The organism is Amycolatopsis sp. NPDC028719, from assembly GCF_055565395.1.
Window position 1 is genome coordinate 1 of record NZ_JBVHUL010000003.1, and the last position, 22,709, is coordinate 22,709.

The following is a 22,709-nucleotide window of genomic DNA, read 5'->3' on the forward strand; positions in this document are numbered from 1 at the left end:
AATTAATGCTCTCAAAGGAACCTCATACGAGGTTCAATACATAAGCTCTACTGGCTTAGTTCACTAGCACACTGTTGAGTTCTCAAGCAACACACCCCGAGTCGCACCGCCGTCAAGCGGCCTCACCCGAAGCGAGTATTCCTAGCAGTTTTTGGTGGGACACCCACTCAATCGCTTCGAGCGAGAGCTTGGTTCGTGTCCCGGCGGCCACCCGGTTTCCCTGGCGACTTGGAGAACTTTACACCCCGGGAAGAGGCCCGAAACAGGGGGGTACCTTAACCGCGTTGCCGCAGGTCAAGGGCCTGTTTCGGGCCGCCTGCGCCGGTCAGCCGCCGAGGGCGACGCCGGCGACGTTCCGCTTGCCCTTGCGGACGACGAGCCACTTGCCGTGCAGGGCGTCGCCGACGGCCGGCTTCCAGGCCTCGTCCACGATCTTCACGTTGTTGACGTACGCGCCGCCCTCCTTGAGCGTGCGGCGCGCGGCGCCCTTGCTGTCCACCAGTCCCCCGGCTAGCAGCAGGTCGACGATCGTCGCCTCGCCGGTCGGGTCGACCTTGCCGTTCGGCACCTCGGCCATCGCCGCGTCCAGGGTGCGTTCGTCCAGGTCGCCGAGCTCGCCGCGGCCGAACAGCGCCTGGCTGGCGTTGATCACCTGCCGGGTCTGCTCCTCGCCGTGGACGAGGATCGTGAACTCCTCCGCCAGCCGCTTCTGCGCGGCGCGCAGGTGGGGGCGCTGCTCGGTGTCCTCCGCCAGCGAAGCGATCTCTTCCCGGCTCAGGAACGTGAACATGCGCAGGTAGCGGATCACGTCGGCGTCGCCCACGTTCACGAAGTACTGGTACCAGGCGTACGGCGAGGTCATGTCCGGGTCGAGCCAGAGGTTCCCGCCGCCGGTCGACTTGCCGAACTTGCGGCCCTCGGCGTCGGTGACCAGCGGCGCGGTGAGGGCGTGCGCGGCTGCCCCGCCGGTCCGGCGGATCAGGTCGACCCCGCCGACGAGGTTGCCCCACTGGTCGGAGCCGCCGACCTGCAGCGTGCAGCCGTACTTGCGGTGCAGCTGCAGGTAGTCCTGCGACTGCAGCAGCAGGTAGCTGAACTCGGTGTAGGACATGCCGTCGCCCTCGAGCCGGCGCTTGACCGTCTCCCGGTTGAGCATGACGTTGACCGAGAAGTGCTTCCCGACGTCGCGCAGGAACTCCAGCGCGGTCTGCTGGCCCGTCCAGTTGAGGTTGTTCTCGACGATCGCGCCGGTCGGCGAGTCGTCGAAGTCGACGAACCGCTCGAGCTGGCCGCGGATGCGCCCGGCCCACTCGGCGACGACGTCGAGCGTGTTCAGCGTGCGCTCACCGGTGTCGCGCGGGTCGCCGATCATCCCGGTCGCGCCGCCGGCCAGCACGATCGGCCGGTGCCCGGCGCGCTGGAAGCGCTTGAGCATGAGCAGCGGGACCAGGTTGCCGGCGTGCAGGCTGGGCGCCGTGGGGTCGAAGCCGCAATAGAGCGTCACGGGACCCTGGTCGAGCTCGCGCCGGAGGGCGTCGATGTCGGTGGACTGCGCGATGAGGCCGCGCCAGGACAGCTCGTCGAGGATGTGTTCGCTCACGCCTGTAGATCCTCCCGCACCAGGTCAACCGACTAACTGGCGGGTCGGACCCGGCGCTTCCCGCCGCGGCGGTAGGTGGACACGGCCGGCGAGGCGCCGTCCCAGAACCGCCACGGCGTGTCCATCGCCATCGCGACGCCGACCCTGGGCCCGGTGCGGATCCGCTCGGCGGGCACGCGCTCGCCGACGCGCAGCCGGACCGGAGACGCCCGGTCGGTCAGGTCGACGCCGTTCTGCGCGCGGTCGACGCGCAGCACCGACGTCAGGATCGCGGGGCCCTTCGCGAGCTCACCGGTCCCCCGCGCGGTCGGGCGCCGTTTGCGGACGACGTCGAGACCCTCGACGACCTCGCCCGCGCGGAGCAGCACCGCGCCGGGCATGCCCTCGTGGGTGCCGACGACGTTCGCGCAGAAGTGCATTCCGTAGACGAAGTACACGTAGAGGTGACCCGCGGGTCCCCACATGACGGCGTTGCGCGGGGTGCGGCCGCGGTAGCAGTGCGATGCCGGGTCGTCCTCGCCGCGGTAGGCCTCGACCTCCACGAGCCGGACGCCGACCGTGCCGTCGGGGCCGTCGGCCTCCAGGACCGCGCCGAGCAGCAGGTGCGCCAGGTCGACGGGGTCGAGCGCGAGCTCCTCACGGGTGAACAACCGGCCTGCGTCGCCGCTCAAGCGAGCTCCTCCTTCACGTTTCCCGATCACCTTAACTCTTGAGCGATCGCTCAAACTTCTCTACAGTCGGTTTGAGCGATCGCTCAAACTCTGAGGGGAGCCGAGAGATGCGACCGAAGGCGCTCTACGTCGAGACCGTGATCCGCACGGACCTGGACACGCTCTGGCAGCACACGCAGGACCCCGGCCTGCATTGCCGCTGGGACCTCCGCTTCGCCGACATCAGCCCGCTCGCCGGGCACGACGGCCACTTCCGGTACGCCTCACGGTTCCTCGGGGTAACCGTCACCGGGGTCGGGGTGAGCGCGGCATCGCGCACCTGGCCGGACGGCTCGCGCACGTCGGTGCTCCGGTTCGCCTCGGCCGACCCGCTGTCGCTGATCAGCGCGGGCGGTGGGTTCTGGCGCTACACGCCGGTCGGCGACGGCGTCCGCTTCGTCACCGGCTTCGACTACGGCACCCGCTGGGGGCGCTTCGGGCAGGTGGCCGACCGGGTGTTCCGCCCGGCGTTCGGCCGGCTGACGGCCTGGTCGTTCGACCGGCTGCGGATCTGGCTGGAGACCGGGACGCCGCCCGAGGAGCAGCCCCTGACCGCGCCCTCGGCCGCGCGCTGCGTGCGGACGCGGCCGCGTGACCGCGTCGCCGGCCGGATCGGGGTGCCGGCGTGAGCGTCTTCGAACGCGCCCTCGGCGCGGACTTCGCGTTCCTGCACCCGCGGATGCGGGAGCGGCTCGCCCTCTCGGGCGGGCGCGGCATGATCGGCCACGGCGTGATGGACCGGATCTGGCGCGGGCCCGGGTTCACCTTGCCGTTCCTGTGGCTCGGGTCGACGCGGCACATCCTGTTCCCCGACTGCGGGCGGAACGTGCCGTTCACCATCGAAAACTACCCGTACGTCGACCGGCACGGCCGCGAAACCGTGTCCTTCGTGCGCACCTTCGAGTTCCCGAGACGGCGAAGGCGCTTCGACGCGCAGATGGTGTACAGCGCCGGGCGCGGGCTCGTCGACTACCTGGGGACGCACCAGGATCTGGCGGTGGACCTCACGGTGTCGGCGCGGCCGGACGGCGGGTTCCGGATCCGCTCCGGCGAGTTCCGGCTGCGGGAAGGCCCGGTCCGCTCCGGCCTGCCGCGGGCACTCACCGGCACCGCCCGGGTCGAAGAATGGTTCGACGAGGCGAGCGGGCAGTTCCGGATCGAGGTCGCGGTGGTCAACCCGCGCTTCGGGCCGGTGTTCGGCTACGAGGGCAGCTTCGCCGCGAGATTCGTCGACGTCCGCGGCGGGGTCAGCGGGGCGGTCAAGCCACTTCGTGAGAAGGTCATGGACTGATGGGCACCGGCCGGAACTCCAGCTCGCGGGACACGAAGCAGAAGCTCGTGGACGGCGTGCTCGAGATCGTCCGGCACCAGGGCATCACCGGCGTCTCCGCGCGGTCGGTCGCCACCGCGGCCGGCGCGAACCAGGCGCTCATCTTCTACCACTTCGGCAGCGTCGAGGAGCTCATCGCGCAGGCGTGCGTCCTCGCGACCGAATCCCGGGTTTCGCTCTACCGCGAACGCTTCGCCGCGGTGGCCACGGTCGGCGACCTGCTGGAGCTCGGCCGCGAGATCCGCGTCGCGGAACGCGCGGAGGGCAACCTCGCCGTGCTCGCCCAGACGCTCGCCGGGGCGCAGGGCAGCGCACGGCTCGCCGAGGCCACCCGCGAGGGCCTGGACAAGTGGATCACCGAGGTCCGCACGGCCCTCGAACGCGTGCTCGACGGGTCGCCGCTGGCCGAGCTCGCGGACCCCGCCGGGCTGGCGCACGCCGTGTCGTCGGGGTTCCTCGGGCTCTCGCTGTTCGAGACCGTCGATCCCGAGGGCGCCGAGCAGGCCGTCACCGCGCTGGAGCAGCTGGCCGTGCTCGTCGACGTCCTGGACGGGCTCGGCCCGGTGGCCACCCGGGCCGTCCGGGCGAAGCTGAGGAAGACCGGCCGGGCGCGCGCCTAGCCGGTCTTCACCATCAGTTGAGCCACTGCCGCGCCGCGGTGACGCGCTCCTCCAGCCGCGCGCGCTGCTCGGCCACCCGAACCGGCGCGGTGCCGCCGCGGGCGTCGCGGGACTTCACCGAACCTTCGACGGTCAGCACGGCCCGCACCTCGGGCGTCAGCGCCGGATTGATCTTTTCGAACTCCTCGTCGGTCAGCTCGTCCAGGCCGACCCCGCGGGACTCGGCGACGCGGACGCTTTCGCCCGCGGCCTCGTGCGCGACGCGGAACGGGACGCCCTGGCGCACCAGCCACTCCGCGATGTCGGTGGCCAGGGTGAAGCCGGCCGGCGCCAGCTCGGCGAGCCGGTCGGTGTGGAAGGTCAGCGTGGCGAGCATCCCGGCGATCGCCGGGAACAGGAGCTCGAGCTGCTCGACCGAGTCGAACACCGGCTCCTTGTCCTCCTGCAGGTCGCGGTTGTAGGCCAGCGGCTGTGCCTTGAGCGTGGCCAGCAGGCCGGTCAGGTTGCCGATCAGCCGGCCGGCCTTGCCGCGGGTCAGCTCCGCGACGTCCGGGTTCTTCTTCTGCGGCATGATCGAGCTGCCGGTCGCCCACGCGTCGTCGAGCGTGACGTAACCGAACTCGGCGGTGTTCCAGATGATCACCTCTTCGGCGATCCGGGACAGGTTCACCGCGAGCATCGCGACGGCAAAGGCGAACTCGGCGACGAAGTCGCGCGAAGCGGTGCCGTCGATGGAGTTCTCGACGCTCGTCGCGAAGCCGAGCTCCTCGGCGACGGCCTCGGGATCGAGGCCCAGCGACGAGCCGGCGAGCGCACCCGAACCGTACGGCGACTCGGCCGTGCGCGCGTCCCAGTCCTGCAGCCGCGAGACGTCGCGCAGCAACGCCTGGCCATGGGCCATCAGGTGGTGCGCGAGCAGCACCGGCTGGGCGTGCTGCAGGTGGGTGCGGCCGGGCAGGATCGCGTCCGGGTGCCTCTTCGCCTGCGACACCAGCGCGTCGACGACCTCCAGGGTGCCGGCGACGACCCGGCGGGCCGCGTCGCGCAGCCACATCCGGAACAGCGTGGCGACCTGGTCGTTGCGCGAGCGGCCGGCGCGCAGCTTGCCGCCGAGCTCGGTGCCCGCCCGTTCGAGGAGACCGCGTTCGAGGGCCGTGTGCACGTCCTCGTCGGCGATCGTCGGGGTGAACTCCCCCGAAGCGACGTCCTGGGCGAGCGTGTCCAGCGCGGCCAGCATGCCGGCGAGCTCGTCCTCGGTGAGCAGGCCCGCCTTGCTCAGCACCCGGGCGTGCGCGCGGGACCCGGCGATGTCGTAGGGCGCCAGGCGCCAGTCGAAGTGCGTCGACGCGCTCAGCGCCGCCATGGCCTCCGCCGGACCGCTGGCGAACCGGCCGCCCCACAGCTGCACCGGCTGCTCGTTCCCGCTCACTGTTCTCGCTTCTCCTCGGTGTTCGTCGGATTCAAGTCGTCGGCCGTCACCCGGCCGTCGTGGAGGACCAGGCGGACTTCGCCCGAGAGGGCAGTGGCCAGACTGGCGCATCCGCGGCCGGTCCGCCGTTCGAGCGCGGCGCACGCTTCGCCGCGGCCGATTCTCTGCGCCTCGCCGCGCGCGCTCAGCATCCGGCGCGCTTCGGCGACGGAAACGGTCTCGCCGTCGATCGCCACCGGCACCCCGCGGTCGAAGGTGATCACGACCTCGTCCGGCGCGAGGAACTCCCCCTCGGCCGGGAAGATGTCGGCGAGCGCGGTCATGGTGGTCCTTCGTCTCCCGCTTCGTGCGCCGAGCGCTGCGCGAGGGCGGCGAAGCGCTCGGCCAGCTCCTTGCCCGTCAGCGGTTCCCGGGCGATCACGGCGACGGTGTCGTCACCCGCGATCGAGCCGACGACCTCTTCCAGGGCCGCCCGGTCGATCGCGCTGGCGAGGAACTGCGCCGCGCCCGGCGGCGTCCGCAGCACCATCAGGTTGCCCGACGAGTCGGCCGAGACCATCAGTTCCGCGAGCAGCCGGGAGAGCCGCGAGGTGCCGCCCTGCACCCCGCGGACGGGGCTGCCGTCCTCCGGGATGACGTAGACCGGCGCACCCGAGTCCGGCCCGCGCAGCTTGACCGCGCCCAGCTCGTCGAGGTCGCGCGACAGCGTCGCCTGGGTGACCTCGATGCCTTCGGCGGCCAGCAGCTTGGCCAGCTCGGTCTGGCTGCGGATCGTCATGGTGGACACCAGTTCGGTGATCCGCGCCTGCCGCCCCACCCGGCTGCTGGTCATCGCCGGCTCTCTTCGAAAAGCCAGACCAGCAGGGCCTTCTGGGCGTGGAGCCGGTTTTCCGCCTCGTCCCACACCGCGCTGGCCGGGCCGTCGATCACCTCGTCGGTGATCTCCCAGCCGCGGTGCGCGGGCAGGCAGTGCAGGACGATCGCGTCGTCCGCCGCCTTCTTCAGCAGTTCCGTGTTGACCTGCAGGGCGCGGAACGGGCCGACCCGGTCGAGGCCGTCGTTCTCCTGGCCCATCGACGTCCACGTGTCGGTGACGAGCACGTCCGCGCCGGCGACCGCCGCGTACGGGTCGGTGAACACCGTGGCGGTGCCGCCGGTCTCCTCGGCGCGCTTCTTGGCATCGAGCATGACCTGCTGGTCCGGCTGGAAGCCGACCGGCGAGACGACCCGGACGTGCATCCCGGCGGTGACGCCGCCGAGCAGCAGCGAGTGCGCCATGTTGTTGGCGCCGTCGCCGAGGTAGACGAGGGTGAGACCGTCGAGCTTCCCCTTGCGCTCGCGGATCGTCATCAGGTCGGTGAGCACCTGGCACGGGTGGAACTCGTCGGTGAGCGCGTTGACCACCGGGATCGACGCGGCCGCGGCCATCGCCTCGATGCGCTTCTGCGCGAAGGTCCGCCACACGATCCCGTCGACGTACCGCGACAGCACCCGCGAGGTGTCTTCGATCGTCTCTTCGCGGCCGAGCTGCATCGAGCGGCCGTCGACGATCACCGGGTGCCCGCCGAGCTGGCTGATGCCGACCTCGAACGAGAACCGCGTGCGGGTCGAGTTCTTCTCGAAGATCGCCGTGATGGACTTGCCGGCGAGGATCTTGTTCCCCAGCGGGTCGGCCTTCAGCGCGTCCGCGATGTCGAGGATGGCCTTCTGTTCGGCGGGACTGACGTCGTCGTCGCGGAGGAAGTGGCGGAGCATCAGTCGGCGTCCTTCGTGGTGGAGTCGAGCGCGTTCGGGAGGGCGGCGAGGAAGCCCTCGGCCTGGGCGGCGTCGAGTACGAGCGGCGGTGCGAGCCGGACGGTGCCGGGCGCGACCGGGTTGACGAGGTAGCCGGCGTCCTGGGCGGCCTTGGCCACCGCGGCCGACACGGGCTCACGCAGGGCGATGCCGAGCAGCAGGCCGGCGCCGCGCACCCCGCCGACGAGCGGGTGGCCGAGCGCCTCGACGCCCGCCGCGATGTCCTTGCCCAGCGTCGAGACGTGGTCGAGGAGACCGTCCGCGGCGATCGTCTTCAGCACGGCCAAGCCGGCCGCGCAGCACACGGGGTTGCCGCCGAAGGTGGTGCCGTGCTGGCCGGGCTTGAGGAGGTCGCCCGCCGCGCCGACGCCGATCACCGCGCCCAGCGGCAGCCCGCCGCCGAGGCCCTTGGCCAGCGTGATCACGTCCGGGACGATGCCGGCCTGCTGGTAGCCGAACCAGGTGCCGAGGCGGCCGAGGCCGGTCTGCACCTCGTCGAGCACCAGCAGCGTGCCGGTGGCCTTCGTGATCTCGCGGGCGGCCTGCAGGTAGCCGTCCGGCGCCGGGATGACGCCCGCCTCCCCGAGCACCGGCTCCAGGAAGACGGCCGCGGTCTCCGAGTCGACGGCCGCCTTCAGCGCCGCGACATCCCCGAACGGCACGTGCTCCACCCCGGGCACCAGCGGCTTGAAGGGGTCGCGCTTCCCGGGCTGGCCGGTCAGCGTCAGCGAGCCCATGGTCCGGCCGTGGAACGCGCCCTCGGCGGCGATCACCTTGGTGCGCCCGGTCAGCCGGCTGATCTTCAGCGCGGCTTCGTTGGCCTCGGCGCCGGAGTTGACGAACAGCACCTTGCCGTTACCGGTGAGGCCGGCGACGTCGAGCAGCGCCTCGGCGAGCTCGACGGCCACCGGGTTGACGTACAGGTTCGAGGTGTGGCCGAGCTGCTTGATCTGCGCGGTGACGGCTTCGACGATCGCCGGGTGCGCGTGGCCGAGCGCGTTGACGGCGATGCCGCCGACCAGGTCGACGTACTCCTTGCCGTCGGCGTCCCACACCTTCGCGCCTTCGCCGCGCACGAGGGTCAGCGCGGGCGTGCCGTAGTTGTCCATGAGGGCGGACTGCCAGTGTGCCTGGCCGTCCACATTGGACTTGAGGTCGGTCACGGGAGCTCCGTTTCGGGGAAGACCATGGTGCCGACGCCACGGGAGGTGAAGACCTCCAGCAGCACCGAATGGGCGAGGCGGCCGTCGATCACGTGCGCCCGGCGCACGCCGCCGCGGATGGCGCGCACGCACGCCTCCATCTTCGGGATCATGCCGCTGGCCAGGGTGGGCAGCATCGGCTCGAGGTGGTCGACGCGGATGCGGTCGATCAGCGACGACCGGTCCGGCCAGTCCGCGTACAGACCTTCGACGTCGGTGAGCACGACGAGCTTCTCCGCACCCAGCGCGGCCGCCAGCGCTCCCGCGGCGGTGTCGGCGTTGACGTTGTGCACCACGCCCTCGACGTCGGGGGCGACGGTGGAGACCACCGGGATGCGCCCGGCGTTGACGATGTCCAGCACCGCGTCCGGATTGACCTCGGCGACCTCGCCGACGAGCCCGATGTCGACCTGCTCACCGTCCACAGTGGCCTGCTTGCGCTCGGCGGTGAACAGCCGGGCGTCTTCGCCGGAGATGCCGACCGCGTACGGCCCGTGGGCGTTGATCAGCCCGACGAGCTCGCGGCTGACCTGTCCCGTGAGCACCATCCGGACGATGTCCATCGTCTCCGGCGTGGTGACCCGCAGGCCGCCCTTGAACTCGCCTTCGACGCCGAGGCGCTTGAGCATCGCGGTGATCTGCGGGCCGCCGCCGTGCACGACCACCGGGCGCAGGCCGGCCAGCCGGAGGAACACCATGTCCTCGGCGAAGGCCGCCTTCAGGCCGTCGTCGATCATCGCGTTGCCGCCGTACTTCACCACCACCGTGGCGCCGTGGAACCGCTGCAGCCACGGCAGCGCTTCGATGAGGACCCCGGCCTTCTCGGCCGCCGTCGCGAGTCTTTCGTCCGCGGAAATCAGTGCCTCCTGGTTCATGAGGAGTACGCGCTGTTCTCTTCGACGTAACCGTGCGAAAGGTCGGTGGTGTAGATGGTCGCCGCGGCCGCGCCGACGCCGAGGTCGACGACGATCTCGATGGCGCGCCCGGTGAGATCGGCTTCCGAGCGGTCGGCGGCGGGCATCCCCCGGGCGAACAGCGTGACGCCGTTGATCGCGATCGACACGGTTTCGGGGTCGATGCGGGCCGGGACCCGGCCCAGCGCCATGGCGATCCGGCCCCAGTTCGGGTCGGAGCCGAACAGGGCCGTCTTGACCAGGTTGTCCTCGGCGATCGTGCGGGCGACCGCGATCGCGTCGGCTTCGGAGGCCGCGCCCTGCACCGTGACGTCGACGTCCTTCGTCGCGCCTTCGGAATCGGCGCGCAGCTGGAGCACGAGGTCGTGGCTCACCGCGGTGATCAGCTCGGTGAGCTCGGCCTCGGTGGGTTCGACCCCGCTCGCGCCGGAGGCCAGGACCAGCACCGTGTCGTTGGTGGACGTGCCGCCGTCGACGTCGAGGCGGTCGAACGTCACGTGGGTGGCCGCACGCAGGGCCCGGTCGAGGATTTCCTTGCCCACCACGGCGTCGGTGGTCAGCACCGAGAGCATGGTGGCCAGGTTCGGGGCGAGCATGCCCGCGCCCTTCGCGAAGCCGCCGACGCTCCAGCCGCTCTCGTGCTTCGCGAAGGCCTGCTTCGGCTTGGTATCGGTGGTCATCACACCCGTGGCGGCGTTCAGGCTCGCTTCGGCGCTCGCGTCGAGGGCCTTGAACGCGGTGTCCACCCCGGACAGGACGGCGTCCATCGGCAGCCGTTCCCCGATCAGGCCGGTGGAGCAGACGGCGACTTCGATCGCACCCGCCTGCAGGACTTCGGCCACTTTTTCGGCGGTGGCGTGGGTGTCCTGGAAGCCGCCGGGCCCGGTGGCCGCGTTGGCGCCGCCCGAATTGAGGACGATGGCCTTCAGCCGCTGCTGCTTGAGCACCTCCTGCGACCAGAGCACCGGCGCGGCCTTGATGACGTTGCGGGTGAACACGCCGGCCGCGACGTCGAGCGGGCCGTCGTTGACGACCAGCGTGAAGTCGAGCGCGCCGGAGGCCTTGATCCCGGCGGCGACGCCGGCGGCGCGGAAGCCCTGGGGGCCGGTGACGGTCACGGTGCCACTCCTACGGTGGAAAGGCCGGTGGTCTCGGGGAGGCCGAGGGCCAGGTTCATCGACTGGACGGCACCGCCGGCGGTGCCCTTGGTGAGGTTGTCGATCGCGGCGACCACGACCAGGCGCCGTGCGTCGGCGTCGACCGTGACCTGCAGCTGGACGTTGTTCGAGCCGAGCGTCGCCGAGGTGGCGGGCCAGGCGCCCGCGGACAGCAGCTGGACGAACGGCTCCGCTTCGTAGGCCTTCTCGTACGCCGCGCGGGCGGCGGCCTCGTCGACGTCCCCCCTCAACGGCGCGCTCGCCGTGGTGAGGATGCCGCGGGGCATCGGCGCGAGGACCGGGGTGAAGGACACGGTGACCTTCTCCCCCGCGACGGCCGAGAGGTTCTGCGCGAACTCGGGGGTGTGGCGGTGGGCGCCGCCGACGCCGTACGCGCTGGCCGAGCCCATCACCTCCGAGCCGAGCAGGTTCGGCTTGAGGCTCTTGCCGGCGCCGGAGGTGCCGGTGACGGCGACGACCGTGACGTCCGGCTCGACCAGCCCGGCGGCGAAGGCGGGCGCGAGGGCCAGCGAGCCGCCGGTCGGGAAGCAGCCGGGCACGGCGACGCGCTTGGTGCCGACGAGCTTCTCGCGGGCGCCGGGGAGTTCGGGCAGGCCGTACGGCCATTGGCCGGCGTGGTCGCCGCCGTACCAGCGCTGCCAGTCGGCGGCGTCGGCCAGGCGGTGGTCGGCGCCGAGGTCGACCACCAGGACGTCCGGGCCGAGCTGTGCCGCGATCTCCGCCGAATGCCCGTGGGGCAGCGCGAGGAAGACCACGTCGTGGCCGGCGAGGGTCTCCGGCGTCGTCTCGGCGAGGACCCGGTCGACCAGGGGAACGAGGTGGGGCTGGTGGACGCCGAGCTTGGTGCCCGCGCTGCTGGCGGCCGTGAGCGTGCCGATCTCGACCTCGGGATGGGCCAAGAGCAGGCGCAGCAGTTCGCCGCCCGCGTACCCGCTGGCTCCGGCCACCGCGATGTTCACCGTCATACGCATGATTATGCACGCCCTTGCAAGGCTAAACAAACAGGAATACCGGGAAGTGGTCCCCGCCACCTTGGGATGCTGGACCGATGACGGACACCCCGGCGCGGCTGCTCGGCCTGCTCTCGCTGCTCCAGACGCCCCGGGAGTGGCCGGGCAGCGAGCTGGCCGGCCGGCTCGGCGTCAGCCCGCGCACGATCCGCCGCGACGTCGAGCGGCTGCGCGACCTCGGCTACCCGGTGGAGGCCAGCCGCGGCGTCGCGGGTGGCTACCGGCTGGTGGCCGGCACCGCGATGCCGCCGCTGGTGCTCGAGGACGACGAAGCCGTGGCGATCGCGGTCGGGTTGCGGACGGCCGCGGGGCAGACGGTCTCGGGGATCGAGGAGGCGTCCGTGCGGGCGCTGGCCAAGCTGGAGCAGGTCCTCCCGGCGCGGTTGCGCCGCCGGGTGGGCACGATCGGCACGGCCACGGTCGCCGTGCCGGCCGTGGGACCGGCCGTCGACCCGGCCCAGCTGACCGTGTTCGCCGGCGCGATCACCAACCGCGAAACGGTCCGGTTCCGCTACCGCGCGAACGACGGTGCCGAGACGCGGCGCCGGGCCGATCCCCTCCGGCTGGTCGCCACCGGCCGCCGCTGGTACCTGGTGGCCTACGACCTCGACCGCGCGGACTGGCGCATCTTCCGCGTCGACCGGGTCCGCGACGCCCAGGCGACCGGCGGCCGCGCCACCCCGCGCACCCCTCCGGCGACGGACCTGGCGGCCTACGTCGTCGAACGGCTCTACGACCTCGTGCCGACGTATCGGGCGGTGGCAGTGCTGACGGAACCGGCGTCTCGGGTGGCACCCCGCCTCGGCGTCGCGGCCGGCGAGCTGACCGACCTCGGCGACGGCCGCTGCCGGTGGCACAGTCACGCGGACACGGTGGACTGGCTCGCGTTCCGGTTGCTGGGGCTGGGCTGTGCGTTCACCGTCGAGGAGCCACCGGAGCTGGTGGCGCACCTGAGGGTGCTCGCGGACCGCGCCGCCGCGGCTTCCGGCGCGCGGGCTTGATCGGTGGTACGACACTGCTCCCCTCCTCGATCGCCGACCCGGTCGGAACTTCACGCGTTGCCAGCTGAGCCCATCTCGCCAGCTGTCGTCGCCCGCGGCGAAGGCCGTGAACGCCTGGACAACCCGGGCCGGATCGGCGACCTCGGCACGGAAGTGCCGATCGGACGATCCTTCGCGGTGTTTCACCGCGAACCATGACGGGTTGGTGGCCGCCCGCTCTCCCCGGACCGACCCGGATGTAGTGATCTCCTCGTTCGAGGACCGCAAACCAGTTCTTCGCCGGCAGCCTTCCCGAACAAGACGGCCGTGTCGGCGGCGGACCAGCTCATCTTCGTGAGCACCGCATCGCCGAGGACGACGGGATCTCCGTTCCACGGGCTGACTTCGAGCTCGTCCACGGGTAACGATGACAGGGACGGACAGCGCGCGGTCAGCTCGCGCTGGAAGGCGAGAGCTCTAGGCTCCTCCGGGACCGCGTCCGGCAAGAGCGCGCACAGTCTCTCGTACTTGCGTCCCGCTTCTTCCGCGGTGACGACCGCGGGTTCGGACCACACGGCGAGAGCGAACCTCATCGGGTCGACTCCGTTCACGGGAAGAGGGGACGGCCTGGCGGGCCGGTCCACTGCGGACCGGCCCGCCGTCGCTCAGGTCGGCTCGCCTCCGTCCAGGTCCGTGCGTCTGCTCGGCGGCACGGGGAGGTAGCAGCCCGGGTTCTCCGGGTCGCAGCCCACGCGGGGCAGCCGGGCGCGGATGCCGCCGGGAGTACGTTCGAAGTACGCCGCGATCGCCGCGACGCTCTCCCCCGCGATCCACCGGGTCTCCAGCTCCGCGTCCATCTCCTCGTTCCACGGGCGGCCCTGCTGCGCAGGACGGCCCGCGGATCTTCGCCGCGGCCCCCGGCCCGTGCCGGTCGTGGACAGCAGACCGTCCGCGACGAGGTCGGCCACCGTGGCCGCCACCGCGACGTCCAGGTCGAGGCTGCCCTCGGCGACCGGTTCGCCGCCGGGTCCGCCGGCTTCGAGGGTGATCATCACCCGCGGAGTCGGTTCGGTGCGGTCGTCGTCCGTCCTGGTCGCGACCACGATCTGGTAGGTGATTTCCTGGGCCCGGACCTCGGTCCGGCGCTCTTCGATGATCGACATGCCCCGAAGCTAGCGCGCACCCCCGACAATTTTCGGCCACGCGCTGCTCACGGCCCACTTCGCTCCGAAACTGTCGGACCCCTCGCCTAACGTCCCTCCTCGACCACACCACGTGATCGGGAGGCGACGATGGGACAGCGGCGGAAGAGCCGGAAAAGACACTGCCCCGGTCCGGGCGAACCGGACCGGGGCAGCGGACTGCGTCGATTTCGCTCAGAAGTGCAGCAGCTGGGCCAGCGTGCTCTGCTTCTCCTGGGCGGCTTTCGCGGAGTTGTCCGACTTCTGCGCCGCGGCGCCGTCGGGCTCCGGCGCCGGCACCGGGTCGCACTGGACGTCCGAGTGGTTGCCGGGCTGCCGCTGCGGCAGCCTGCCGGTGGCCAGGTAGTCGGCGATCCGGTCGTCCACACAGGACACACCGGACAGCGAACCGGCGTGCGTCGTGCCGCCCGGCGCGCTGATCAGGCTGGAGTTCGGGAACCGCTTCCGGACCTCGAGGCTGCCGGCGTACGGCGTCGCCGCGTCCAGCTCCTCGCTGATCAGCAGCACCCCGGCCACCTTGCGGCCGTCGATGTCCACCGGCTTGCCCGCCTTCGCCGGCCAGTACACGCAGGGCGCGTTGAACCAGGCGTTGCCCCAGGTCTCGAACGGGGCCTTGAAGTAGGTCAGCCAGTTGTCGGCGCGCCACTTGTTCCAGTTGGTCGGCCACTGGACGTCGGTGCACTGGACGCCGAGGTAGACGGCGAACCCGTTGTCGTCGCCGGGCGGGTTCGAGCTGTCGTAGAGCGCCTTCAGCGTCTGCCAGTCACCCTTGTGGACGTAGCCGTCGAAGGCCTGGGCCATGTCGACCCAGCCGAACACGTAGTAGCCGGCCTGCAGGAAGATGTCGGTCCACTCGCCGCCGCCGATGACGCCGCCCGCCGGGTTCTTGGCGAGCTTGCGCTGCGTGTCGTACCAGAGCTTCTCGACGGCGGAACCGGTCTTGCCGAGGTGGTAGACGCTGTCGTGGGACGCCAGCCAGTCGAAGTAGATCTTGATGTTCTTGTCGAACGCGACGTCCTGGTCGAGGTTGGCCTGGTACCAGACCTTCCGCGGGTCGACGTTGCCGTCCAGCACCATCCGGCGGACGTTCTTCGGGTACATCGTGCTGTACACTTGGCCGAGGTAGGTGCCGTAGGAGAAGCCGTAGTAGTTGATCTGCTTCTCGCCCAGCGCCTTGCGCAGGCTGTCCATGTCCTGCGCGACGTCGGTCGTCTTGAGGTGGTCGAGGATCGCGCCGTTCTTCTTGCACGCCTCGGCGTAGCCCTTCGAGCGGGCGAGCCAGGTCTTCTCGAGCGCCGGCGTGGTCGGCACGTACGCCGGCCGGTTGTAGCTGAAGTAGTTCCCGTCGCAGCTGATCGACGGCTTGCTGGACCCGACGCCCCGCGGGTCGAAGCCGATCCAGTCGTAGTTGTCCCCCGCGTGGTTCGGCACGTACTTGCCGAGCACCGAGAGCCCGAGGCCGGACCCGCCCGGGCCGCCCGGGTTCACCAGCATGATCCCCTGCGACTGCGGGGTCTTGTGCTTGATCCGCGACACCGCGACGGAGACCTTCGCCCCGCCCGGCTTCACGTAGTCCATCGGCACCTCGAGGAAGCCGCACTCGGCGCCCGCGGCCTTCAGGCTCGCCGACGCGCAGGGCCCCCAGGCGATCGGCGCGGGGCTGAACTGCACCCCGGGGTCCGCCGAAGCGGCGGGCGCGGCGGCCAACAGCCCGGCCGCGAGCCCCACCGCGGCGACAGCGGCAACGATTCTCTTCACAGTCGTCCTTTTCATCCGCATTGGACAGATTTCGCCGTATTCCGGCGAAACTACCGGCAACCTTCGCCAATCTCGTCGACCGGCGCGACTTCCGCCATCCGTCTTTCGTCGGAACCTGCGCCGGTCTTCGCACCGGAAAACCGTCGGTGCCCGGCAGTACGCTCCGGACCGCCGGAGCACGACAGGAGGACGCATGAGCGCGGACGAACAGCTGGTCAAGGCGATCCGCACCGGGCTGGCCGGGCTGGCGGACCCGGTCAAGGCGCCGGCGATGCAGGCGTACATGAAGTCGGCCATGCCGTTCCGCGGAGTGGCTTCACCCGAGCGAAGCGTGCTTCTCAAGGAGATCTTGGCCGACCACATACTGCCCGATCGGGTGACATATACGGCGACCGCGCTGGAGTTGTGGCGGGAAGCCGAATTCCGCGAGGAGCGCTACGCGGCCATCGCGCTTTCCGGGCACCGGGCGTACCGGCAGTGGCAGGACCCGGAGCTGGTGCCGATGTACGAGGAGATGATCGTCAGCGGCGCTTGGTGGGACCACGTGGACGAGCTCGCCATCCGCCGGATCGGGCCGATCCTGCGCGCCGACCGGGCCCGGATCACGCCGCTCATGCTGAGCTGGGCGGCCGACCGCGACCTCTGGCGCCGCCGCACGGCGATCATCTGCCAGGTCGGCGCCAAGGAGGACACGGACACCGACCTGCTCACCCGCACGATCGAGCCGGCGATCGCCGAGCCGGAGTTCTTCCTGCGCAAGGGAATCGGCTGGGCCCTGCGCGAGTACGCGAAGACGGCACCGGACTGGGTCCGGTCCTTCGTGGACGATCACCCCGGGCTGTCCGGGTTGTCCCGCCGGGAGGCGCTCAAGCACATCGGCCGAGGTCCAGCCGCGGACGGACGTATCCAGACGGACAACACGCGTACTTAGGCGGACGACTCATGTGCTTGGAGGGTCGGGTCGCGTACCTGGAGGGTCGGGTTGTGTGCCTGGGCGGGCGGGTTGGTGTCGGGACCGGCTGGGTGAGCTTGCGGGGGGCCGCCGGGTGTCGGGGTGCAAGCGCGTGGGTTGGCCGGAAATGGCGGGAGGGGCCGGTTTCCCGGCCCCTCCCGCACTCGAACTACCTCGCGCTCGCCGGCTAGGCGCGCAGGGTCGCGTCGAAGCGCTCGCCCGCCGCCGCCACCGCCGCGTCGCGGGCCTTGGTGGCCTCGTCGACCGTCAGGGTGCGGTCCGCCGCGCGGAAGCGCAGCTTGTACGCCAGCGATCGCTTGCCTTCGCCGATCTGCTCGCTCGCGTACACGTCGAACAGCGTGATGTCCTCGAGCAGCTCGCCCGCGCCGTCGCGCAGGACCGCGGCCAGGTCCGCCGTCGGCACGTCCGCCGCCGCGACCAGGGCCACGTCGAGCAGCACCGGCGGATACCCCGACACGCTCGGCGCCGGCCGGGAGTCCGGCAGCGGGATCGCGTCCAGGTCCAGCTCCATCGCGACCGTCCGCGGCGGCAGGCCGAGGGCCTCGACCACCTTGGGGTGCAGCTCACCGGCGTGGCCGACCGGCCAGTCGCCGACCTGCAGCCGCGCGCAGCGGCCCGGGTGCCACGGCGGCAGGTCGGTGGCCTGCACCGTCAGCTCGATCCCGGCGGCCTCGGCGACCGTCCGGGCGGCCTGCACCGCGTCGGCCCAGTTCGCCGGCTCGCCGGCGCCCCACCAGCCGGCGCGGTGGCGCTGGCCGGCGAGCACCACGGCCACGTGCAGCGGCTGCTGCGGCACGGCCGCTTCGAGCAGCGCGAGCTCCTCGTCCGAAGGCCGCCCGTCGACGCCGAGGTCCGGCACCTTCAGCGGGTTCGGCGCGGGCAGGACCACCTGGCCGATGTGGTAGAGTGAAACGTCCTTCATCCCGCGCGACACGTTGCGCTGCAACGTGTCCAGCAGGCCCGGCAGCAGCGTCGTCGCCAGCCGGTCGCGGTCGGCCTCCAGCGGGTTGCGGACCTTCACCGTGGTGCGGCGGACGTCGTCCGCGGGCAGGCCGAAGGCGTCCCAGACCGTGTCGCTGATGAACGGGAACGGCCGCACCTCGATGTAGCCGGCTTCGGCCAGCGCCCGAGAAACGCTCCGGACGCGCCGCTGGGCGTCGGTCAGGCCGCGGCCGGCCGGGGCGGCGGGCAGCGTCGACGGGATGCTGTCGTAGCCCTCCAGCCGCAGCACCTCTTCGACGAGGTCGGCGGGCTGGCGCAGGTCGCCGCGCCAGCTCGGCGGGATCGCCGTGACCCGGCCGGTGCCGTCGTCACCCGTGCTGACCGAGACCTTGCAGCCGATCTGGGACAGGCGCCGGACGGTCACGCCGCGCTTGTAGTTCACGCCCGCGACCTTGTCAGGCAGGTTGATCGGCATCATGACCGGCGGGTTCGGCTCGACCGTGCCCTCGTCGGTGCGGCCGGGCTGGATCGCGGCGTCGCCGTACTGGCGCAGCAGGCGCGCGGCCAGCTCGACGGCGGCCGGGCACAGCTGCGGGTCGGTGAACCGCTCGAACCGCTTCGCGGCCTCGGAGAACAGCTTGTGCCGGCGCGCGGTGCGGCTGATCGAGGCGGGGTTCCAGTGCGCCGCCTCGAGCAGCACGTCGGTGCTCTCCGGCGTGATCTCGGTGCTCGCGCCACCCATCGTGCCGGCGAGCGAGATGACGCCGCTGTCGTCGGCGATGATCACGTCGTCCGGGTCGAGCGTGCGCTCGACGTCGTCCAGCGTGGTCAGCTTCTCGCCCGGCTTCGCCCGGCGCACCACCAGGTCGCCCTGGATGGCCTTGGTGGCGAACGCGTGCAGCGGGTGCCCGAGCTCGAGCATCACGTAGTTGGTGACGTCGACGGCCAGCGAGATGGACCGGATGCCGGCCAGCATCAGCCGCCGCCGCATCCACCACGGCGTCGGCGCGGTCGCGTCCAGGCCGGTGACGCGCCGCAGCACGAACCGCGGGCAGCCTTCCGGGTCTTCGACGTGGACCGGCCAGGCGTCGCCCTCGGCCGCCGGGACCTCCAGCAGCGCCGGGTCGCCGAAGGCCACGTCCAGCGCGTTCGACAGCTCGCGCGCGAGGCCGCGGACCGACAGCGCGTAGCCGCGGTCCGGGGTCGGGGTCAGCTCGATCACGGTGTCGGCGAGGCCGAGCAGCTCGGCCGCGTCGTCACCCGGGCTCGCGGTGCCCGAGGGCAGCACGAGGATGCCGCTGTGGTCGTCGCCGAGGCCGAGCTCGCGGGCGGAGCAGATCATGCCGTCGCTGACCCGGCCGTAGGTCTTGCGGGACGCGATGGTGAAGTCTCCGGGCAGGACGGCGCCGGGCAGCGCGACGACGACCAGGTCGCCCTCGGCGAAGTTGCGGGCGCCGCAGACGATGCCGCGGGTCCGGATGCCGTGCGGGCCCTCGTCGAACTCGCCGGCTTCGTCGTCGTCCTCGTCTTCGTCGTCGGCCGGCTCTTCCGGCTCCTCGGCCTCTTCGCCGACGTCGACGCGGCAGAACCGGATCGGCTTCTTGAACTCGGTGAGCTCCTCGATCTCGGCCACCCGGCCGACGACCAGCGGGCCGGTCACCGGGCCGAGCTGCTTCAGGTCGTCGACCTCGATGCCGATCCGGACGAACGCGTCGGCCAGGTCCTGCGGCGTGACCTCCTCGCCGATGTCGAGGTGCTCGGTCAGCCAGCTGACGGGGACTCGCACTACGCCTCCGTTCCGAAGGGAAGGGTGAAGCGGACGTCGCCTTCCACCATGTCGCGCATGTCCGGGATCCCGTTGCGGAACTGCAGGGTGCGCTCGATGCCCATGCCGAAGGCGAAGCCCGAGTACACCTCGGGGTCGACGCCGCAGGCGCGCAGCACGTTCGGGTTGACCATGCCGCAGCCGCCCCACTCGACCCAGCCGGGGCCGCCCTTCTTCTCCTCGAACCAGACGTCCACCTCGGCGGACGGCTCGGTGAACGGGAAGAAGTGCGGGCGCAGCCGCGTCTTCGAGCTTTCGCCGAACATCGCGCGGGCGAAGGCGTCCAGCGTGCCCTTGAGGTGCGCCATGGTGATGCCCTTGTCCACCGCGAGGCCCTCGACCTGCGTGAACACCGGGGTGTGCGTCGAGTCGAGCTCGTCGGTGCGGTACGTGCGGCCCGGGCAGACGACGTACACCGGCAGGTCGCGGTGCAGCAGGGTGCGGGCCTGCACCGGCGAGGTGTGCGTGCGCAGCACCAGGCCGGAGTCCTCCTCGCCGACGTAGAACGTGTCCTGCAACTGGCGGGCGGGGTGGTCCTTGCCGAAGTTCAGCGCGTCGAAGTTGAACCACTCGGCTTCGAGCTCCGGGCCTTCGGCGACCTCGTAGCCCATCGCGACGAACGCGTCGGCGACGCGCTCGGAAATGGTGCTGATCGGGTGCCGGGCCCCGCGCGGGACGCGGTCCCACGGGAGCGTGACGTCGACGGCCTCCTCGCGCAGCACCCGCTCGTCGCGCTCCACCTGGAGCTCGGCGCGGCGGGTGTCGAAGGCGGACTGGATGGCTTGGCGAGCCTCGTTGACGCGCTTGCCCGCCTCGGCCTTCTCCTGCTTTGGCAGGGCGCCGATCTCGCGGCGGGCCAGCATCAGCGGCGAGTGGTCGCCGAGATGAGCCGGCTTGACCTCGGCCAGCGCTTCGAGCCCGGTCGCGGCGGCGAACGCGGCTTCGGCGGCCTTGACCGCCTCCTGCAGCGTCTCGGGGGCGAGCACCGCGCTCTGGGCTTCCTTCTCCTTGGCTCCGGACATAACTCCTCGGCGTCCGCTGGGACTGGTCGTACGCGCGCCGCCGGACACGCGGCGCACGAGAGGTCAAAGGTGGGAAAAGTCTATGGGATCGGGTCCGCGCGCCCCCGGTCGCCCCGGGCCGCGCGGATGCGCTGTCAGCGCGCGCGGAACGCGCCGGCGAAGTCGACCGACGCGAACTCGCCGGGAACCGCGCCGTCGGCGGCGTAGCGGTACAGCGCCGTCTGGTAGATCCCGGACAAGGTCGTGGTGAAGACGGCGACGAGCACCGACCACACGATCGCCAGGCCCAGGCAGACGAACACGGTGGCGGTCCCGCCGAGGAGGAAGCCGGCGAGCAGCAGCACGGCGTAGCCGGCCAGGCTGAGGATGAAGCCGATCAGGCCGATCCCGGCGCCGCCGGCGGCGTTCTCGCCCCACGTCCGGCGGAACAGCTCCACCGACCGCCGGACACCTGCCTTCACCCCGGCGCCTTCCAGCATGACGATGGGCAGCACCAGGAACGTCGTGAGCCGCCAGGCCAGGCCGACCAGGCCGCTGACGATGCTCCCGAGGAAGCCGAGCCGCTCCTCGATCGCGCGCAGGACCGCGCTGACCGTCGCGGAGATGCCGGCCCAGCCGAGGAGCGCCGGCCACCGGCTCGCGGCCGCGGCCAGGCCCGCGCCGACCGCCGGGGAGCCGCCGCGCAGCGCGACGTCGGCCTGGGAGATCAGCCCTGCGTTGAAGAAGATCGTGACGAACGCCGAGACGAGGTAGAAGGCCGCGAGCAGCACCCACGAGCCGGCGGTGAGCCTGCCGTGGTCGGTGATCTCGACGTGCGACAGGAAGAACGCCGGGGTCAGGAACGCCCCGGCGACGAACAGCCCGGCGACGCCGGCCAGCACCGTGAACCAGGCCAGGCCCTTGTGGGCGCGCAGCACTCTGAGCGAAGCGACGAACAAAGCGTACGAACGGGCGAGCCTGCCCATGATTCCCCCCGGTGACCACAGTGGATACCGGGGCAGCCTAGCGGCTGGTCAGCGGCGTGCCGCCATCGCGCTCGTGTAGACGCAGACGGCCGCCGCGGTGGCCAGGTTGAGGCTCTCCGCCTTGCCGTAGAGCGGGATCCGGACGGCGAGGTCGGCGCGGTCGAGGACGTCCGCGCACAGGCCGTGGGCCTCGTTGCCGAAGACCCAGGCCGTCGGCTCGGTGAGATCCACCCGATCGAGTTCGGCGTCGGCGTAGCCGTGCGCGGCGAACGTGCGCAGGCCCGCCGACGAGCAGGCCGACAGGGCGGCCGGGACGTCGCGGACGCGCGCGATCGGCAGGTGGAACAGGCTGCCGGCGGCCGCGCGGACGCACTTGCCGTTGTGCGGGTCGACGGTGTCGCCGGCCAGGACGACGGCGTCGGCGCCCGCCGCGTCGGCGACGCGGATCACCGTGCCCGCGTTGCCGGGGTCGGCGACGTCCACCAGGACCACGACGAGCCGGGCGCCCGGTGCCACGGCCGCGTCGAGCGGACGGTCGAGCAGCGCGCAGACCGCCACGATGCCTTGGGGCGTCACGGTTTCGGACAGGCCGTCGGCGGCGCGGTCGGTAATCGGCGAGACCGCGACGCCGGCCGCGCGGGCCGCGTCCAGCAGGTCCGCGTGCTGCGCCGCCGCGCGCTCGGTGACGAACAGCTCGTGCACGGTGCCGTGGTCGAGGGCCGCCTCGACGGCGTTGGCGCCTTCGGCCAGGAAACGGCCGGTCTTGTCACGTTCCGCGCGCCGCGTCAGCTTGCGCGCAGCAACGACCCGGGGGGTCCGTTCGGTGAACGGATCCACCCCGGGCCGGGGAGAACTGGCGGTCAGGCCGACTTCTTTTCGGTGTTCACGTTGGCCTTGGCGAGCTCGGCCAGCGCGGTGAAGGCGGCGGCGTCGTTGACGGCGAGGTCCGCGAGGATCTTGCGGTCGACCTCGACACCCGCGGCCTTGATGCCCTGGATGAACCGGTTGTAGGTCACGCCGTTCTCACGGGCGGCCGCGTTGATGCGGGTGACCCAGAGGCGGCGGAAGTCACCCTTGCGGGCACGACGGTCCCGGTAGGCGTAGTTGAGCGAGTGAAGCGTCTGCTCCTTGGCCTTGCGGTACAGCCGCGAACGCTGGCCACGGTAGCCGCTGGCCAGTTCGAGAGTTGCGCGACGCTTCTTCTGGGCGTTGACCGCCCGCTTGACGCGTGCCACGGGTCCATCCTGTCGATCTC

The 22,709-nt window shown here is 71.6% G+C and carries 22 protein-coding genes; 5 read left to right on the top strand and 17 right to left on the bottom strand.

All coding sequences use genetic code 11. The features are described 5' to 3' along the window. Window positions 1–325 precede the first annotated feature (325 nt). Complete coding sequence (gene tyrS / locus ACZ4TR_RS13730; protein WP_465287360.1) at window positions 326–1,600, bottom strand: tyrosine--tRNA ligase; 1,275 nt, start codon at window positions 1,598–1,600, stop codon at window positions 326–328. A gap of 32 nt (window positions 1,601–1,632) precedes the next feature. Next, complete coding sequence (locus tag ACZ4TR_RS13735; RefSeq protein WP_465287361.1) at window positions 1,633–2,271, bottom strand: DNA-3-methyladenine glycosylase; 639 nt, start codon at window positions 2,269–2,271, stop codon at window positions 1,633–1,635. 107 nt (window positions 2,272–2,378) lie between these two features. On the opposite strand from ACZ4TR_RS13735, the gene ACZ4TR_RS13740 reads away from it, so the two are divergent. Genes ACZ4TR_RS13740 through ACZ4TR_RS13750 form a run of 3 tightly spaced genes read left to right on the top strand, consistent with a single transcriptional unit; the run spans window position 2,379 to window position 4,260 of the window. Then, window positions 2,379–2,939: a hypothetical protein gene (locus tag ACZ4TR_RS13740; protein WP_465287362.1), complete on the top strand. Its 561-nt coding sequence runs from the start codon at window positions 2,379–2,381 to the stop codon at window positions 2,937–2,939. After that, window positions 2,936–3,601, top strand: coding sequence for a DUF4166 domain-containing protein (locus ACZ4TR_RS13745; protein WP_465287363.1), 666 nt, complete (start codon window positions 2,936–2,938; stop codon window positions 3,599–3,601). Before ACZ4TR_RS13740 ends, ACZ4TR_RS13745 begins: the two co-directional genes overlap by 4 nt. Further along, entirely contained in the window at window positions 3,601–4,260 is a 660-nt protein-coding gene (locus ACZ4TR_RS13750; RefSeq protein ID WP_465287364.1) for a TetR/AcrR family transcriptional regulator, read from the top strand. The genes ACZ4TR_RS13745 and ACZ4TR_RS13750 overlap by 1 nt, the downstream gene beginning before the upstream one ends. Before the next feature lie 13 nt (window positions 4,261–4,273). On the opposite strand, the gene argH is transcribed toward ACZ4TR_RS13750, so the two are convergent. The 8 genes from argH to argC are packed head-to-tail and all read right to left on the bottom strand — an operon-like array spanning window position 4,274 to window position 11,742. Next, window positions 4,274–5,689 (bottom strand): argininosuccinate lyase, encoded by a 1,416-nt coding sequence (gene argH / locus ACZ4TR_RS13755; RefSeq protein WP_465287365.1) that lies wholly within the window; start codon window positions 5,687–5,689, stop codon window positions 4,274–4,276. Continuing rightward, window positions 5,686–6,012: an argininosuccinate synthase gene (locus ACZ4TR_RS13760; RefSeq protein ID WP_465287366.1), complete on the bottom strand. Its 327-nt coding sequence runs from the start codon at window positions 6,010–6,012 to the stop codon at window positions 5,686–5,688. The genes argH and ACZ4TR_RS13760 overlap by 4 nt, the downstream gene beginning before the upstream one ends. Next, the gene (locus tag ACZ4TR_RS13765) at window positions 6,009–6,521 is read right to left on the bottom strand and encodes an arginine repressor (protein WP_364511672.1); all 513 of its coding nucleotides are present in this window, start codon (window positions 6,519–6,521) and stop codon (window positions 6,009–6,011) included. Before ACZ4TR_RS13765 ends, ACZ4TR_RS13760 begins: the two co-directional genes overlap by 4 nt. Further along, entirely contained in the window at window positions 6,518–7,444 is a 927-nt protein-coding gene (gene argF / locus ACZ4TR_RS13770) for an ornithine carbamoyltransferase (RefSeq protein ID WP_465287367.1), read from the bottom strand. Before argF ends, ACZ4TR_RS13765 begins: the two co-directional genes overlap by 4 nt. Then, window positions 7,444–8,646: an acetylornithine transaminase gene (locus tag ACZ4TR_RS13775; RefSeq protein ID WP_465287368.1), complete on the bottom strand. Its 1,203-nt coding sequence runs from the start codon at window positions 8,644–8,646 to the stop codon at window positions 7,444–7,446. The genes argF and ACZ4TR_RS13775 overlap by 1 nt, the downstream gene beginning before the upstream one ends. After that, a complete protein-coding gene (argB, locus tag ACZ4TR_RS13780) occupies window positions 8,643–9,560 on the bottom strand; it encodes an acetylglutamate kinase (protein WP_465287369.1) in 918 nt (305 codons plus the stop codon). The genes ACZ4TR_RS13775 and argB overlap by 4 nt, the downstream gene beginning before the upstream one ends. Further along, window positions 9,557–10,717, bottom strand: a complete 1,161-nt coding sequence (gene argJ, locus ACZ4TR_RS13785) for a bifunctional glutamate N-acetyltransferase/amino-acid acetyltransferase ArgJ (protein WP_465287370.1) — start codon at window positions 10,715–10,717, stop codon at window positions 9,557–9,559. The genes argB and argJ overlap by 4 nt, the downstream gene beginning before the upstream one ends. Then, window positions 10,714–11,742, bottom strand: coding sequence for an N-acetyl-gamma-glutamyl-phosphate reductase (argC, locus tag ACZ4TR_RS13790; RefSeq protein WP_465287371.1), 1,029 nt, complete (start codon window positions 11,740–11,742; stop codon window positions 10,714–10,716). The genes argJ and argC overlap by 4 nt, the downstream gene beginning before the upstream one ends. Window positions 11,743–11,825: 83 nt before the next feature. On the opposite strand from argC, the gene ACZ4TR_RS13795 reads away from it, so the two are divergent. Next, window positions 11,826–12,788 (top strand): helix-turn-helix transcriptional regulator, encoded by a 963-nt coding sequence (locus ACZ4TR_RS13795; protein ID WP_465287372.1) that lies wholly within the window; start codon window positions 11,826–11,828, stop codon window positions 12,786–12,788. 644 nt (window positions 12,789–13,432) lie between these two features. On the opposite strand, the gene ACZ4TR_RS13800 is transcribed toward ACZ4TR_RS13795, so the two are convergent. Then, a complete protein-coding gene (locus tag ACZ4TR_RS13800) occupies window positions 13,433–13,930 on the bottom strand; it encodes a helix-turn-helix domain containing protein (RefSeq protein WP_465287373.1) in 498 nt (165 codons plus the stop codon). Between the two features lie 213 nt (window positions 13,931–14,143). After that, window positions 14,144–15,727 (bottom strand): alpha/beta hydrolase, encoded by a 1,584-nt coding sequence (locus ACZ4TR_RS13805; protein WP_465287374.1) that lies wholly within the window; start codon window positions 15,725–15,727, stop codon window positions 14,144–14,146. Window positions 15,728–15,920: 193 nt separating this feature from the next. On the opposite strand from ACZ4TR_RS13805, the gene ACZ4TR_RS13810 reads away from it, so the two are divergent. Further along, the gene (locus tag ACZ4TR_RS13810) at window positions 15,921–16,658 is read left to right on the top strand and encodes a DNA alkylation repair protein (protein WP_465287375.1); all 738 of its coding nucleotides are present in this window, start codon (window positions 15,921–15,923) and stop codon (window positions 16,656–16,658) included. Between the two features lie 208 nt (window positions 16,659–16,866). Here the strand turns inward: ACZ4TR_RS13810 and pheT are convergent, their stop codons facing one another. The 5 genes from pheT to rplT all read right to left on the bottom strand — a co-directional run bounded on the left by pheT (window position 16,867) and on the right by rplT (window position 22,689). Then, window positions 16,867–19,428 (bottom strand): phenylalanine--tRNA ligase subunit beta, encoded by a 2,562-nt coding sequence (gene pheT / locus ACZ4TR_RS13815; RefSeq protein ID WP_465287376.1) that lies wholly within the window; start codon window positions 19,426–19,428, stop codon window positions 16,867–16,869. After that, window positions 19,428–20,489 carry a phenylalanine--tRNA ligase subunit alpha gene (gene pheS / locus ACZ4TR_RS13820; RefSeq protein ID WP_465287377.1) on the bottom strand — a complete coding sequence of 354 codons (1,062 nt, stop codon included), beginning with the start codon at window positions 20,487–20,489 and terminating at the stop codon, window positions 19,428–19,430. Before pheS ends, pheT begins: the two co-directional genes overlap by 1 nt. Before the next feature lie 134 nt (window positions 20,490–20,623). Further along, on the bottom strand, window positions 20,624–21,454 hold the full coding sequence (locus tag ACZ4TR_RS13825) for a DUF6159 family protein (protein WP_465287378.1): 831 nt from the start codon (window positions 21,452–21,454) through the stop codon (window positions 20,624–20,626). 48 nt (window positions 21,455–21,502) lie between these two features. Then, entirely contained in the window at window positions 21,503–22,291 is a 789-nt protein-coding gene (locus ACZ4TR_RS13830) for a TrmH family RNA methyltransferase (protein WP_465287379.1), read from the bottom strand. Window positions 22,292–22,314: 23 nt separating this feature from the next. Next, complete coding sequence (rplT, locus tag ACZ4TR_RS13835; protein WP_364511634.1) at window positions 22,315–22,689, bottom strand: 50S ribosomal protein L20; 375 nt, start codon at window positions 22,687–22,689, stop codon at window positions 22,315–22,317. Window positions 22,690–22,709: the final 20 nt, after the last annotated feature.

Bases quoted from the DNA above. Each gene is read 5' to 3' on its own strand.
- argF (WP_465287367.1), bottom strand. From the start codon at position 7,444: ATGCTCCGCCACTTCCTCCGCGACGACGACGTCAGTCCCGCCGAACAG.
- ACZ4TR_RS13800 (WP_465287373.1), bottom strand. From the start codon at position 13,930: ATGTCGATCATCGAAGAGCGCCGGACCGAGGTCCGGGCCCAGGAAATC.
- ACZ4TR_RS13825 (WP_465287378.1), bottom strand. From the start codon at position 21,454: ATGGGCAGGCTCGCCCGTTCGTACGCTTTGTTCGTCGCTTCGCTCAGA.
- ACZ4TR_RS13750 (WP_465287364.1), top strand. From the start codon at position 3,601: ATGGGCACCGGCCGGAACTCCAGCTCGCGGGACACGAAGCAGAAGCTC.
- ACZ4TR_RS13795 (WP_465287372.1), top strand. From the start codon at position 11,826: ATGACGGACACCCCGGCGCGGCTGCTCGGCCTGCTCTCGCTGCTCCAG.
- pheS (WP_465287377.1), bottom strand. From the start codon at position 20,489: ATGTCCGGAGCCAAGGAGAAGGAAGCCCAGAGCGCGGTGCTCGCCCCC.
- ACZ4TR_RS13810 (WP_465287375.1), top strand. From the start codon at position 15,921: ATGAGCGCGGACGAACAGCTGGTCAAGGCGATCCGCACCGGGCTGGCC.
- argB (WP_465287369.1), bottom strand. From the start codon at position 9,560: ATGAACCAGGAGGCACTGATTTCCGCGGACGAAAGACTCGCGACGGCG.
- argC (WP_465287371.1), bottom strand. From the start codon at position 11,742: ATGACGGTGAACATCGCGGTGGCCGGAGCCAGCGGGTACGCGGGCGGC.
- ACZ4TR_RS13765 (WP_364511672.1), bottom strand. From the start codon at position 6,521: ATGACCAGCAGCCGGGTGGGGCGGCAGGCGCGGATCACCGAACTGGTG.
- ACZ4TR_RS13740 (WP_465287362.1), top strand. From the start codon at position 2,379: ATGCGACCGAAGGCGCTCTACGTCGAGACCGTGATCCGCACGGACCTG.
- ACZ4TR_RS13760 (WP_465287366.1), bottom strand. From the start codon at position 6,012: ATGACCGCGCTCGCCGACATCTTCCCGGCCGAGGGGGAGTTCCTCGCG.